Source organism: Chitinophaga cymbidii (genome assembly GCF_007992715.1).
Lineage (GTDB): Bacteria > Bacteroidota > Bacteroidia > Chitinophagales > Chitinophagaceae > Chitinophaga > Chitinophaga cymbidii.
On the sequence record NZ_BKAU01000005.1, the window covers coordinates 937,346 to 949,645 of the forward strand.

The 12,300-nt window shown below is 52.3% G+C and carries 11 protein-coding genes; 8 read left to right on the forward strand and 3 right to left on the reverse strand.

Annotation, left to right across the window (positions count from 1 at the left end; translation table 11 throughout):
• Positions 1–38 precede the first annotated feature (38 nt).
• A complete protein-coding gene (locus CCY01nite_RS22410) occupies positions 39–3,284 on the forward strand; it encodes a S41 family peptidase (protein WP_146866436.1) in 3,246 nt (1,081 codons plus the stop codon).
• Positions 3,285–3,467: 183 nt separating this feature from the next.
• Positions 3,468–3,863: a helix-turn-helix domain-containing protein gene (locus tag CCY01nite_RS22415; protein ID WP_146866438.1), complete on the forward strand. Its 396-nt coding sequence runs from the start codon at positions 3,468–3,470 to the stop codon at positions 3,861–3,863.
• On the opposite strand, the gene CCY01nite_RS22420 is transcribed toward CCY01nite_RS22415, so the two are convergent.
• Positions 3,864–5,129: an aspartate kinase gene (locus tag CCY01nite_RS22420; RefSeq protein ID WP_146866440.1), complete on the reverse strand. Its 1,266-nt coding sequence runs from the start codon at positions 5,127–5,129 to the stop codon at positions 3,864–3,866.
• A 151-nt stretch (positions 5,130–5,280) separates the two neighbouring features.
• Here CCY01nite_RS22420 and fbp point away from each other — a divergent pair, with 151 nt between their 5' ends.
• The 5 genes from fbp to CCY01nite_RS22445 all read left to right on the forward strand — a co-directional run bounded on the left by fbp (position 5,281) and on the right by CCY01nite_RS22445 (position 8,881).
• Positions 5,281–6,288, forward strand: coding sequence for a class 1 fructose-bisphosphatase (gene fbp, locus CCY01nite_RS22425; protein WP_246130007.1), 1,008 nt, complete (start codon positions 5,281–5,283; stop codon positions 6,286–6,288).
• A 58-nt stretch (positions 6,289–6,346) separates the two neighbouring features.
• Positions 6,347–6,871 carry a CAP domain-containing protein gene (locus CCY01nite_RS22430; RefSeq protein WP_146866442.1) on the forward strand — a complete coding sequence of 175 codons (525 nt, stop codon included), beginning with the start codon at positions 6,347–6,349 and terminating at the stop codon, positions 6,869–6,871.
• Positions 6,872–6,992: 121 nt separating this feature from the next.
• Positions 6,993–7,757 (forward strand): ABC transporter ATP-binding protein, encoded by a 765-nt coding sequence (locus tag CCY01nite_RS22435; RefSeq protein ID WP_146866444.1) that lies wholly within the window; start codon positions 6,993–6,995, stop codon positions 7,755–7,757.
• 19 nt (positions 7,758–7,776) lie between these two features.
• The gene (locus CCY01nite_RS22440) at positions 7,777–8,307 is read left to right on the forward strand and encodes a YfiT family bacillithiol transferase (protein ID WP_146866446.1); all 531 of its coding nucleotides are present in this window, start codon (positions 7,777–7,779) and stop codon (positions 8,305–8,307) included.
• A 16-nt stretch (positions 8,308–8,323) separates the two neighbouring features.
• On the forward strand, positions 8,324–8,881 hold the full coding sequence (locus CCY01nite_RS22445) for an NUDIX hydrolase (RefSeq protein ID WP_186831206.1): 558 nt from the start codon (positions 8,324–8,326) through the stop codon (positions 8,879–8,881).
• Between the two features lie 34 nt (positions 8,882–8,915).
• Here CCY01nite_RS22445 and CCY01nite_RS22450 read toward each other — a convergent pair whose 3' ends face one another.
• Together CCY01nite_RS22450 and CCY01nite_RS22455 are read right to left on the reverse strand one after the other, a co-directional pair.
• Complete coding sequence (locus CCY01nite_RS22450; protein WP_146866450.1) at positions 8,916–9,467, reverse strand: hypothetical protein; 552 nt, start codon at positions 9,465–9,467, stop codon at positions 8,916–8,918.
• 2 nt (positions 9,468–9,469) lie between these two features.
• Positions 9,470–10,141 (reverse strand): LemA family protein, encoded by a 672-nt coding sequence (locus CCY01nite_RS22455; protein WP_146866452.1) that lies wholly within the window; start codon positions 10,139–10,141, stop codon positions 9,470–9,472.
• A gap of 155 nt (positions 10,142–10,296) precedes the next feature.
• On the opposite strand from CCY01nite_RS22455, the gene CCY01nite_RS22460 reads away from it, so the two are divergent.
• Positions 10,297–12,300 (forward strand): tetratricopeptide repeat-containing sensor histidine kinase, encoded by a 2,004-nt coding sequence (locus CCY01nite_RS22460; RefSeq protein WP_146866454.1) that lies wholly within the window; start codon positions 10,297–10,299, stop codon positions 12,298–12,300.

Sequence of the window (12,300 nt, forward strand, 5' to 3'; positions counted from 1 at the left end):
ACAGCTGTTCCCGCAGCTATCTAAACCCATCACCGCTTATGATCAATAAACTGCTTAGCCTGTCCATCGGCGCTATGATAGCCATGGCTCCTATGCCTGCACTGGCACAGACACAGACAAAACTATTAAGGAATCCCGCAGTCAGCGAAAGACATATCGCCTTCATGTATGCCGGCGATATCTGGATCGCCGGCCGGGATGGTTCCTCGCCCACAAGGCTTACCGTCAATCCCGCTTTTGAGCAGGACCCATATTTTTCCCCGGACGGAAAATGGATCGCCTTTACCGGCAACTACGACGGCAATTCCGATGTGTACATCATTCCTATTGAAGGCGGCGATCCGCGCCGCATTACCTGGCATCCGGCGCGCGAGCTGGTGAGAGGCTGGGTGGACAATGAGCATGTACTCTTTGCCTCCGCCGCGGAGTCCACCACCGGCAGAACCACCCAGCTGTACAGCGTGAGCTTGAAAGGTGGCCTTCCTGCAGTGCATGCAAAGATCCCCGAAGCCACGCAGGGCGCGGTTTCCCCGGACGGCAAATTCACCGCGTACATCAAAAATCCTGATCCCACCGAAGGCACATCCATCTACCGCCCTTTCAAAAGATACCGCGGAGGCTACATGCCGAAGATCTGGGTGTTCAACAATGCTACCCACCAGATAGAAGAAATACCGCCGGCCAATTCCAACAACATTCGCCCCGTGTGGATCGGTAAAAGCGTCTATTTCCTGAGCGACCGGAATCATACCATGAACATCTTCCGTTATGATACCGATTCCAGACAGGTAACGCAGGTAACGAAGTATAAGGATGATGACGTAAAAACGCTGACCGGCGATGGAAAAACGCTCGCCTTTGAACAAGGCGCTACCATCCATCTGCTGGATGCCGCTACCGGCGCCGTAAAGGACCTGTCCATCAGCATCCGCGCGGATATTCCTTCCAAACGCCCGCATTATGAAAAGATCAGCAGCTTTGAACGTGTGAATATTTCCCCGACCGGCGTACGCATGCTGGCACAGGGGAGGGGAGAGATATTTTCCATCCCCAAAGAGAAAGGCGATGTGCGTAACATCTCCAACTCCCCTGGCACGCATGAACGCGACCCGGCATGGTCCCCCGACGGAAAATGGATCTCCTACACTTCCGACAAAGACGGCAACTACAAGCTGATCCTGCGCGATCAGAAAGCCATGAAAGAGCCTGTGGAAATTGAACTGGGCAAAACGGTCTACTATTTTTCACCTACCTGGTCCCCGGACAGCAAAAAGCTCGTTTACAGCGACGCGCATTTCAACCTGTATTATGTGGACGTGAACACCAAAAAGACCGTGCTGATAGACAATAATAAAAATGCCTCGATTCCTTCGGGCAGCTCCAATGTGTTCTCGCCTTCCTGGTCCCCCGATTCCAAATGGATCACCTATCTCAAAACCTCTCCCAACGAATACGGCGCCGTATACCTGTACAACCTGGAAACCGGTAAGTCCACGCCCGTTACGGACGTGATGAGCAATGCGGACGATCCTGTATTCAGCGCGGACGGCAAATACATCTTCTTCCCGTCCAGCACCAACAGCGGCGCGGCTATCAGCGGGCTGCACATGCAGACGTACGACCGCAAGCCAACATCGAGCATCTATGCCGTGCTGCTGTCCAAAAGCACGCCCACGATCTTTACGCCGGAAAGCGACGAAGAAACAGTGAAGGACGATGCCGGCAAAAAGAAAGACACGGCCAAATCCAAAGAAACGCCCACGAAAGATATCAAAGTGGACCTGGACGATATCCAGCAACGGATCATCGCTCTTCCGCTGCCGGCGGACGGTTACCGTTCACTGAACGGTAATGTGAAGGACAAACTGTTTTATTTCGTGGATGGCGAAATACGTTATTACGATCTGAAAGAAAGGAAGGCGGAAACTTTCACTAAAGCCAACGGCTATACTATCAGCGCCGATGGCAAGAAAATGATATTCTCCTCGCAGGGCGGATTCCAGATCGTGGGCACCGAGCGCAAGCCTAATCCCGGAGAAGGAAAGGTAGATATTTCAGGCGTGAGCTTGTACGTTGACCCGGTAGCGGAATGGAGCCAGATATTTGATGAAGTCTACAAGATCGAAAGCGATTTCTTTTACGTGAAGAATATGCATGGGGTGGACTGGGAAGCGAATAAGAAACGGTATGCCGCGCTGCTGCCGCATGTCAGCAACCGCGCTGATCTCAACTACCTGCTCAACGAAATGATGAGCGAAATGGTAGTGGGCCATAACTATGTAGGCGCTGGCGACATTCCCGCCGGGCCGAATGTTTCCGGCGGCTTGCTGGGAGCGGACTTCGAGATCAGCAACGGCAGGTACCGTATCAAGCGGATCTATAGCGCGCTTTCCTGGAATCCATCGCTGAAAGCCCCGCTGGCCGTGCCAGGTGTGGAAGTGAAAGAAGGCGATTATATCCTGGCCGTGAACGGCACACCGCTGACCGGCGATATGAGCATTTTCAGTTTGCTGCAAAACCAGGTGAACCGCCAGGTGGTGTTGCAGGTGAACGGCACCGCCTCGGAAAGCGGCGCCAGGGAGATCATCGTGGAACCGATAGATATGCAGAAAGAATACGAATTGCGCAAGATCAACTGGATAGAAGACAACCGGAAGAAAGTCGATCAGCTCAGCAACGGCAGGATCGCTTATGTGTACATGCTGAACACCGGGTTTGAGGGATATACATTTTTCAACCGTTATTATTTTGCGCAGGCTGACAAGCAGGCGTTGCTGCTGGACGAACGGTTTAACGGCGGCGGTTCGGTAGCGGATTATGTAATAGATGTACTGAACAGGGAAGTGTTGAGTTATTGGGGCGTGAGGGATGGCCGCAGCTTCACAACACCGGGTAACGGGATTTATGGTCCCAAGGCGATGCTGATCAATGAATACGCGGGTTCCGGGGGAGATATGATGCCCTGGATGTTCAGCCAGAAGCAGCTGGGCAAACTGATCGGTAAACGTACGATGGGCATTCTTGTCGGCATCAGCGGTTATCCTTCCCTAATTGATGGCGGTTATGTAACATCGCCGAGCTTTGGCATCTATGATACGAAAGGGAACTGGATCATCGAGAACCAGGGAACGCCGGCTGACATTGACGTAGAGCAAACGCCCGCGGATGTTATCGCCGGCCGTGATCCGCAGCTGGAGCGGGGTGTACAGGTGTTGCTCGAAGAACTGAAAACGAAATCGCACAAACCGGTACCTAAGCCAGCTGATCCGGTGCGGGTGAAATAAATCGTTATGGAAATAAAATTTAAAGGAGCGGGCAACCGCTCCTTTTTTCATTTGAATGATGTAAATTGACATCGTATTGTTAGCCTTTACCCCGAATTTTTCCCGCGCGAAAAAAAAATTCGTAAAAAGTACGCAGTTTGCGAACTATTGTATAACTTTGTTGATGTCAATTGGTATGAAAATATGGAACCACTGCAATTCAAAGTCATCAAATCCACCCGCCAGTACAATCAGTACTGCAAAATGCTGGAAGAGCTGGTCGTGATCGGCAAGAAAAGCGCTCCCGAGCGCGATGCCATTGAGCTTTTACAGCTGCTGATTGCAAAATGGGATGAAGAGAACAACACTTTTTCAGAGGAAGATCCTGTTCGCGTATTGCGTTACCTCATGAAAGATCACCAGATGAAATCCGTTGATCTTTCCCGGATGCTTGGCATCAGTACTAGTCTTGTTTCAGATATCCTGCACTACCGCAGGGGGCTGTCAAAAGAGATCATCAGAAAGCTGTCCGCGCACTTTTGCGTATCACAGGAGCTTTTTAACCGGCCTTACGAGCTGAAAGCGCCTACAAAGGCGTGATCATTTTACCACCATCTGCACTGTACTGTCAGACCGCTGTTCCAGCAGTATTTTTCTCCCTTTCGTCAGTTCGTCCAGCAGTCCGTTCCGGTAATGGCGGACTGTCAACAGCTCCAAACCTTCGTTGTAAGATATCTTGAAGCCCTGATGCAGGGCCTTTATCAGCAGCTCGATCTTTTCCGGATTGTTGTCGATGCAGCAGGAGAAGCTGATCGCGGCGTTCTGGGTGAGGTTGATCTTGATCTTTTTGGCATGGAAGATCTCATAAATATCGCTGATCTTGTCTTCCGTGATGAAGGCAAAGTCGCGCGAAGTGATGGTGATCAGCACCTGGTTCCGTTTTAGTACGATGATGGGAGGGAGGCTGCGCTGGTCTGCGTCTTCACGGATCACGGTGCCGGGCAGTTCCTTGTCCAGGAAACACTTTACATATAACGGAATTTGCTTGTTCTGCAGCGGTTTGATCGTTTTCGGGTGGATGACCTGGGCGCCGTAGTAAGCCATTTCGATGACCTCTCCGAAACTGATCTCGGGGATGTTGACCGTATTGGGGAAGATCTTCGGATCGGCATTCTTGAGCCCTTCCACATCTTTCCAGATGGTCTGGCTTTCCGCGTTCAGGAGGTTGGCGAATACGGCGGCGGAGAAGTCGCTGCCTTCGCGGCCGAGGGTCACGCTTTCATTCTGGTCGGTGCTGCCAATGAAGCCCTGCGCGATCACGATGCTGGCGGTGTTGAAAAGCGGCAGCACTTTTTCATTCACCTGCCGCTGTGTCACTTCCCAGTCGATATTCGCATCGCGGAAATTATCGTCCGTGCGGAACACGTCCCGCACATCCAGCCATACGTTGGTAATGCCGGTTTCGTTGAAGTAGGCGCTGACAATGGCGGTGCTCAGCAGTTCCCCGAGGCCCACGATCTGATCGTAATAATAATCATATGTGCGCAGCGGCTTTTCGCCGAGCGTCCACTCCGCCTCGGTGAAGAATTGCTGCAGCTGCACGAAAAGATTGTGCTCCTTCGTGCCCAGCAGCTGCTCGGCTACCTGAAGGTGGTACTGTTCTACATTATATAAAAGCTGCGCCGCGATCTCACGTTTGCGCATGAAAAAGTTCTGTGCTACTTTCTCGAGTTCATTGGTGGTTTTGCCCATTGCGGAGATCACCACCAGCAACTGGTCGCCGGAATAGGACTGTATGATCTGGCCTACCCGTTGTATGCGCTCAATAGTTTCTAAACTTGCGCCGCCAAATTTGAAAACCTTCATAAGGTAAATCCTCTTCTGTTAAAAAATTATTCGGCAAAGTACGGCAACTTTAGATTTGTTTTAAAATCTTTCCTCCAAGAAATGACAGTTTCCTTGAAATAGAGGCGATTACCTTAAATTAGCCCACCCAAACAAATCAAAACCAACGTTTATGAGACTGAATCAACGAGTGATGACACTGGACGAGTTTACGATCCAGGAGCTACGTAATTACCCCGGCGCAACAGGACAGCTTTCCGGGCTTTTAAGGGACATCGGGCTGGCAGCCAAAAGAGTGAATGTGGAAGTGAACAAGGCCGGTATAGCGGACATCCTGGGGGAAGCGGGTAAAACCAATGTACAGGGGGAGTCTGTAAAGAAGCTGGACGAGTTTGCCAATGATCAGCTGATCAACTCGCTGGCAACCAGCATTTACTGTTGTGGTGTTGCGTCGGAGGAGAATGAGGAGTTCATCGCTTTTTCGGATGAGCATTCCAAAAATTCCAAATACGTGGTGCTGATCGATCCGCTGGACGGGTCGGGGAACATTGACGTGAATGTGTCCATCGGCACCATTTTTTCCGTTTACCGCCGGCTGACGCCCACCGGTACGCCCTGTGGGCTGGAGGACTTCCTGCAGCAGGGAATCTACCAGATCGCGGCGGGTTATATCATTTACGGATCTTCCACCATGCTGGTATACGCCACCCGCAGAAGCGTGCAGGGCTTTACGCTGGACCCCAGCATCGGAGAGTTCTGCCTTTCCCATCCCAACCTCAAGGTGCCGGAAAACAGTGATATCTTCTCCGTGAACATGGGATACTATCATTTATATGACGAAAGCATCCGCGAGGCTATCCAGCTGTTCATGGCGAAAGACAAAAAGGAAAAGGTCTACCGCCACCGCTTTGTAGGCTGCATGGTTTCGGAGATACACCGTACGCTGATCCAGGGCGGTATTTTCATGTACCCGGCTTTCGGGAAATACAGCCAGGGCCGTCTGCGGCTCTGTTATGAATGCAATCCCATGTCCTTCCTCATGGAAAAGGCCGGCGGGCTGGCCATTGCGGATGGAAAGCGGCGGTTGCTGGACATCAAGCCGGACGAGCTGCACCAGCGCATTCCCATCTTTATCGGCTCAAAGAACATGATAGAAATGATACAGCCGGTGATCCGGTAAAATTTGGCGCGATATTGGATCGCACAATTTTATACAGTATTAAACCGTTTTTAAAAACATGTTCACAGAGAAGAATTTTCGCCAGATCCTTGTACTAGCCTTTGCCGTTATCTTTTCCTTCCAGGCGGCCGCTTGCAGCAAACCTGTTACCGGCACAGCTTCCAGCCCGCGCACCGCCAAAGCTTCCGGCAATGTGGAGGAAGACATCCTTTACTACGTTAACAAATTCCGCAAATCCAAAGGTCTTGCCGCGCTGGCAATGAATGAAGTGCTAAATGTGGAAGCCCGCGGCCACAGCAAATCGATGGCTAACGGCCGCACCGCTTTCGGGCACGACGGGTTTGAAAGCCGCATAGACGACATCTCCAAAAAGCTGGGCCGCGTCAGCGCAGCCGCGGAGAATGTGGCGTATGGCAACCTGGATGCGGAAGCGGTGGTTAACGGATGGATCAAAAGTCCGGGCCACCGGAAGAACATGCTCGGCAATTTCAACATGATCGGCATCGGCACGGCGAAAGGGAAGGGGAACATCATCTATTTCACCCAGATCTTTATCAACAAACCGGTGGTCGCCAAAAAATAATCCTTACTAACTCGTTTTATTTCCCGAGAGGCTGCACTACGAAGGTTGTGCAGCCTCTCTTGTTTGGATACCGGCCCCATTTTCCCGTCTTCCGCAAAGATTTTTGCCGTAAATTGGCGGCATGGAAAAACGCAAGATCATTGAGGTGAAAGACCTGGTGAAGCAGTACGGTGACTTCACGGCGGTAAAGGGGATCAGCTTTGACGTGTATGAGAACGAGGTGTTCGGCCTGCTCGGGCCGAACGGCGCGGGGAAATCCACCACGCTGGAGATCATAGAAACATTGCGGGAAAAGACTTCCGGCACGGTGATCGTAGACGGCATCAACCTGGATGAAAATCCTGGTGCGATCAAAAAGATCATCGGGGTGCAGCTGCAATCCTCCGGCTACTATCCCGGCCTGAACCTCCTGGAACTGGTGGAGCTGTTCGGCGGATTGTACAACCAGCCGGTGGATGCGCGCGCGCTGCTGAAGGAATTCAACCTGGAAGACAAGGCCACCGCGAAGTACAAATCCCTCTCGGGCGGCCAGAAGCAGCGCTTTTCCATTGCCACCACGCTGATCAACAAACCCAGGATCATTTTCCTGGACGAGCCCACAACGGGGCTGGACCCGCAAGCCCGCCGCAACCTGTGGACGTTGATCCAGCAAGTGAAAGAGCAGGGCACCACCGTTGTGATCACCACGCATTATATGGACGAAGCGGAATTCCTGTGCGACCGTTGCGCTATAGTGGACAGTGGCCGCGTGATAGCGCTGGATTCTCCGGATGCGCTGATCGATCAGCTGGTAGCGGGCGGATTTGAAAGAAAGAAGGAAGTGAAGCCCGCCAACCTGGAAGATGTGTTCATCCAGCTGACCGGCAAGGACCTGCGCGAGGAATAGCTTACTCAACAATACGGATATGGAAGATCTACGCTACCCCATCGGCCGCTTTGAAGCGCCTGCCGTGATCACCGCGGACATGCGCAAACGTTTCATCAACGACATCCGGTACCTGCCTTCGCTGGTAGAACTGGCGATACAGAACCTGGATGCCCATCAGCTGCAAACACCTTACCGGCCGGGCGGATGGACGGTAGCACAGGTCGTGCACCACCTGGCGGACTCCCATATGAACGGGTTCATCCGCCTCAAGCTGGCCCTCACGGAAGATAATCCCACTATCAAACCCTACCAGGAAGCCTCCTGGGCCGAGCTGGCCGACGTGCAGCATACGCCCGTCAACGTATCCATCACCCTGCTGCATGCGCTGCATACCCGCTGGGTGGCCATTTACGAGCATATGGAAGCCCGCGACTGGGACCTCACCTTTTTTCATCCCGAAAACCATGCATCATACACCCTTTCAAAACATCTTGCCAACTACGCCTGGCACGGCCTGCATCATCATGCACATATCGAACGCCTGAAGGAAAGAGAAGGATGGAAGTAAATAACTCATCAAATATATGGACTGGAAACTGCTGGAATCGGAATACATCTACAGAGTGGAGCCCTGGCTCACCTTGCGCCGTGACAAATGTGAAACCCCCAATGGAACGATCGTTGACCCGTACTTCGTGCTGGAATACCCGGACTGGGTAAATGCTGTAGCGGTTACGGAAGAAGGTAAAGTGATACTGGTGAAGCAATACCGTCATGCCATCGGCAGAACGCTGATAGAGATACCCGGCGGCGTAATGGATAAAACAGACACCGATCCCGAATTTGCCATGAGAAGGGAATTGCTGGAAGAAACGGGCCATGTTTTCGACAAGGTGTACAGCCTGGGCGCTGTTTCCCATAATCCTTCCACCAGCACCAACCTTACGCATATGTTCCTCGCCGTTGGCGGGAAAAAAGTACAGGAGCAGCAGCTGGACGAGAATGAGGAGATCGAGCTGTTGCTGACGGATGTGGAGGAAGTGGAACGTATGTTAAAGGAAAACAGGTTTGTGCAGAGTTTGCATGTGAGCTGTATATTTTATGCGCTGCAGCGATACCGGCAGTTGAGCACGGGGCAATAACAGCCCCATGCCGGCGCAGTCTGCTACCACCCGGTCAGAATATCGAGAGATAAAAGCTGCCTTCTTCGATCTTCATCTCCTTTCTTTCCGGCAGAACGCCAAAAGCCAGCCCGGAGAAGGTACCCTTAACATATTTATCTGTTATCTCGGAAAACCGTACTTCCGCCTTGTCATCGAACTGAAGGCCCGTTACCGGCAGGAACTGGGCCGTGTAGGGCTTTCCCTGCGGGTCCAGCAGGGATATCATCACCTGTGGCATTACCGCGCCGGTTTCCTCCATGTCAATACCGTTGGAGAGCCGGTAAGTGACGCCGGTGGTAAAAGCAGTTTTATTGACGAGAAACAGCGTCATCAGGTCTTTTGTAGTGCCGGCAAAGGTCAGTGTGGCGGCCAGGTTGCAGTGATAGGTCAGGTTGTCCGCATCATAGTAAATATGCGCGGTGGTCGTTTGTTTGTATTCCCTTTGCACGCCGTCCGCCTTGAAACGCAGGTAGTAGCCATCGGCTGAGGCCGGATCGTCCCCTTTTTTCTTTGAGCAACCGGCCACCAGCAGAACGGCCAGCATGAAGCAACAAATCCTGTACATATTCAACTTTTTGTTTTGTCTTTTTCGGGCAGTTCCCGCATTTTGCCTACAAGGTCGGCTCCCGCTTTGCCCGCCTGCGCTGCCAGTCCCGCTATTTTATTACCCGCGCCGGAAAAAAGCTGTTGCAGCCTTTCACCGTCGTCTGTTTTAAACTCCTGCAGGGAGCCGGCTTCGTTCATACCGGAGAGATCGAATTGCATATAAGGCGCTTCTGGGAATCCCATCGTTTTTGCAAAGAAAACGGTGGGGATCTTTGACCGGCGGGTATTGTAAGCTTTTACGGCATGATTGTATTTTTCGCGGCAGTCCTGGATATTCTGCTCGCATTGCTGGATGCTGTCTACCAGGCGGTGATACTGTTCGCTGGCCTTCAGATTGGGAAAGCGGTCCGCAATCCCCTGCACCGCAGCCATCACGGCACCGGTTTGCTGATAGCTGCTTGCCAGCGAGGAAGCGGTGGCGTCCTGCGACACTTTAAGCTGCACCAGTTGTTCGCTCTCCTGGTAATTCTTCACCACATCTATCAACTGGTTGATAAGCGAAAGTTTTTTGCTGATGGCCACCTGCGTGTTTGATGCTCGTTCACGCACATCCTGGCCGAGCTTTTGCAAAGCGTTATAGGAAACGATCACAACTGCCACCGCTGCGATCAGGAGAAACAGGAAAAATATCATACGTATTGGGTTTTAGCGGTATTAATCTCAAAGAAAGAGCTTATTTTCAAGCCCTCAAGCCATGCTTACCAACCGCCGGCGGCGAATGATTAACTGCGGGGAACCGGATGACAAGTGCGCCGCTTCATTGTATATATGTCCCTAAACCGTAATGCATGATCAGGAAAATTGCGCTATCGCTTGTTTTGCTCCTCGCGGGAAAGACTTTTGCACAGCAGCCGGTGATCGATTCACTGAACCATCTGCTGGCCGGGCATTCCGCCCGCGACACCATCCGCCTGCATCTTCTCAATGAGCTCTCCTTTGCCTACTATACCGTCGATCCCGCTAAAGGAGTGGCTATCGCAACCGAGGCCATTGCATTGGCCCGTGAGCTGGATCATCCGCGGTTACTGGCGGCGGCGTATAACAACAAGGGCACCAACCATTGGGCAAAAGGGGAAGATTCACTGGCCATGGAAGCCGGCGAGCAGGCTTTGCGGATTCATAATCAGTCCGGTAACCGGCTGGGCGCGGCCAAAGCCCTGAATAATCTTGCCCTGAATTATTATAATCTTTCCAATTTCCCAAAAGCGCTGGAATACCATGAAACAGCGCTGCATCTTTTTACAGCACTGCATCATTCCGCTGGCATCGCCCATTCGCATACCAATATGGGCGTTGTATACCTTTCATTGTCCGACTACCCGAAAGCGCTGCGGCATTTCCTGGATGGCGCCCGGTACTGGCAGGAGGATAGCGTGGCATTCGCCAATACGCTGCTGAATATAGGACTGGTATACAAGAACATGCGGGAATACACGAAAGCGCAGCAATATGCGCAGCAGGCGCTGGACATCTACGTCCGCGCGGGACAGAAGCAGGGAGAAGCCAACGCTTGTGGAAACCTGGGTACGCTGTACAGCGCAACCGGCGACCCGGAGGCCGCGCTCCGCTATTACAAAAGAGCACTGACGCTGAATGAAACCATCGGCAACAAACGCCGCATCGCCAGCGATCTCGTGAACATGGCGGTGGTATACCAGGAAACAAAAGACCTTCCGACCGCACGCCAATATCTCCGGAAAGGGCTTCAATTGTATGAGCAGACCAATGACAAGGAGAATACTTCTTTTACGATGATCAAGCTGGCCGAGGCCGGCGATCAACCGGAAGTGTATCTTGAAAAAGCCCTGCAACTTGCCACGGAAGCAGGTTCGCTGCAGTACCAGAGCCTTGCCTGGGAAGTTAAATCCCGCGCATTCGCAAAAGCCGGGAAAAACGCACTGGCGCTGGAAGCCTACAAGCAGCACATCCAGCTAAGGGATAGCATTTATAATTCCGCGAAGACAAAAGAGATCACCCGGCAGCAAATACAGTTCGAGTATGAAAAGAAAGAAGCGTTGCTGAAGGCAGCGCATGATAAGGATATAGCGCTGGCGCAGGCGCGGGACCGGCAGCGCAAAACCATGGAGGTCGCGGTACTGGCGGGCATCCTACTCCTGTCGGCCGCATCGGCTACCGGCTATCTGCTCTACAAAAAAAGGAAGGATGCCGAGCTGCACACCCGGATGGCCGATACGGAAATGAAGGCGCTTCGCGCGCAAATGAACCCGCATTTCATCTTCAATTCCCTGAACGCGATCAGCAGCTTCATCAGCAACAACAAACCAGCGCTGGCAGATGATTTTCTCGTGCGTTTTTCCCGGCTCATCCGCATGATCCTCGAAAACTCCGAGTATAAAGAAATAACTTTATCGGAGGATCTGGAGGTGCTGGAGCTGTATATGCAATTGGAGAGAATGCGGCTGAGAGAGCGTTTCGATTATGTGATCGAGGTTGATGAAACGGTGGATGCATCCAATACGCTGATCCCTCCGTTGCTGCTGCAACCTTTTGTGGAGAACAGTATCTGGCATGGCTTTTCCGGCAACAGGGAGGGCGGCAGGATACAGATCCGCATCAGCCGGCAGGAAAAGGAGCTGGTCTGCATCGTGGAAGATAACGGCCACGGTCGTACTAAAACCCATAGCGATCACAGGTCGTTGGGTACGCAGATCACCCGCGCGAGGATCAGCATGCTGCAGCATGCTGACAGATCAGGCAGCGAAGTCGTTTTTACAGACCTGCCGGAAGGGCTTAGCGTAACGATCCGCTTACCGGTTCATCATAAATTCTAA

What these genes read in the sequence shown, in the direction of transcription:
- CCY01nite_RS22410 (WP_146866436.1), top strand. Translation starts at nt 39, where the DNA reads ATGATCAATAAACTGCTTAGCCTGTCCATCGGCGCTATGATAGCCATG.
- CCY01nite_RS22415 (WP_146866438.1), top strand. Translation starts at nt 3,468, where the DNA reads ATGGAACCACTGCAATTCAAAGTCATCAAATCCACCCGCCAGTACAAT.
- CCY01nite_RS22420 (WP_146866440.1), bottom strand. Translation starts at nt 5,129, where the DNA reads ATGAAGGTTTTCAAATTTGGCGGCGCAAGTTTAGAAACTATTGAGCGC.
- fbp (WP_246130007.1), top strand. Translation starts at nt 5,281, where the DNA reads ATGAGACTGAATCAACGAGTGATGACACTGGACGAGTTTACGATCCAG.
- CCY01nite_RS22430 (WP_146866442.1), top strand. Translation starts at nt 6,347, where the DNA reads ATGTTCACAGAGAAGAATTTTCGCCAGATCCTTGTACTAGCCTTTGCC.
- CCY01nite_RS22435 (WP_146866444.1), top strand. Translation starts at nt 6,993, where the DNA reads ATGGAAAAACGCAAGATCATTGAGGTGAAAGACCTGGTGAAGCAGTAC.
- CCY01nite_RS22440 (WP_146866446.1), top strand. Translation starts at nt 7,777, where the DNA reads ATGGAAGATCTACGCTACCCCATCGGCCGCTTTGAAGCGCCTGCCGTG.
- CCY01nite_RS22445 (WP_186831206.1), top strand. Translation starts at nt 8,324, where the DNA reads ATGGACTGGAAACTGCTGGAATCGGAATACATCTACAGAGTGGAGCCC.
- CCY01nite_RS22450 (WP_146866450.1), bottom strand. Translation starts at nt 9,467, where the DNA reads ATGTACAGGATTTGTTGCTTCATGCTGGCCGTTCTGCTGGTGGCCGGT.
- CCY01nite_RS22455 (WP_146866452.1), bottom strand. Translation starts at nt 10,141, where the DNA reads ATGATATTTTTCCTGTTTCTCCTGATCGCAGCGGTGGCAGTTGTGATC.
- CCY01nite_RS22460 (WP_146866454.1), top strand. Translation starts at nt 10,297, where the DNA reads ATGATCAGGAAAATTGCGCTATCGCTTGTTTTGCTCCTCGCGGGAAAG.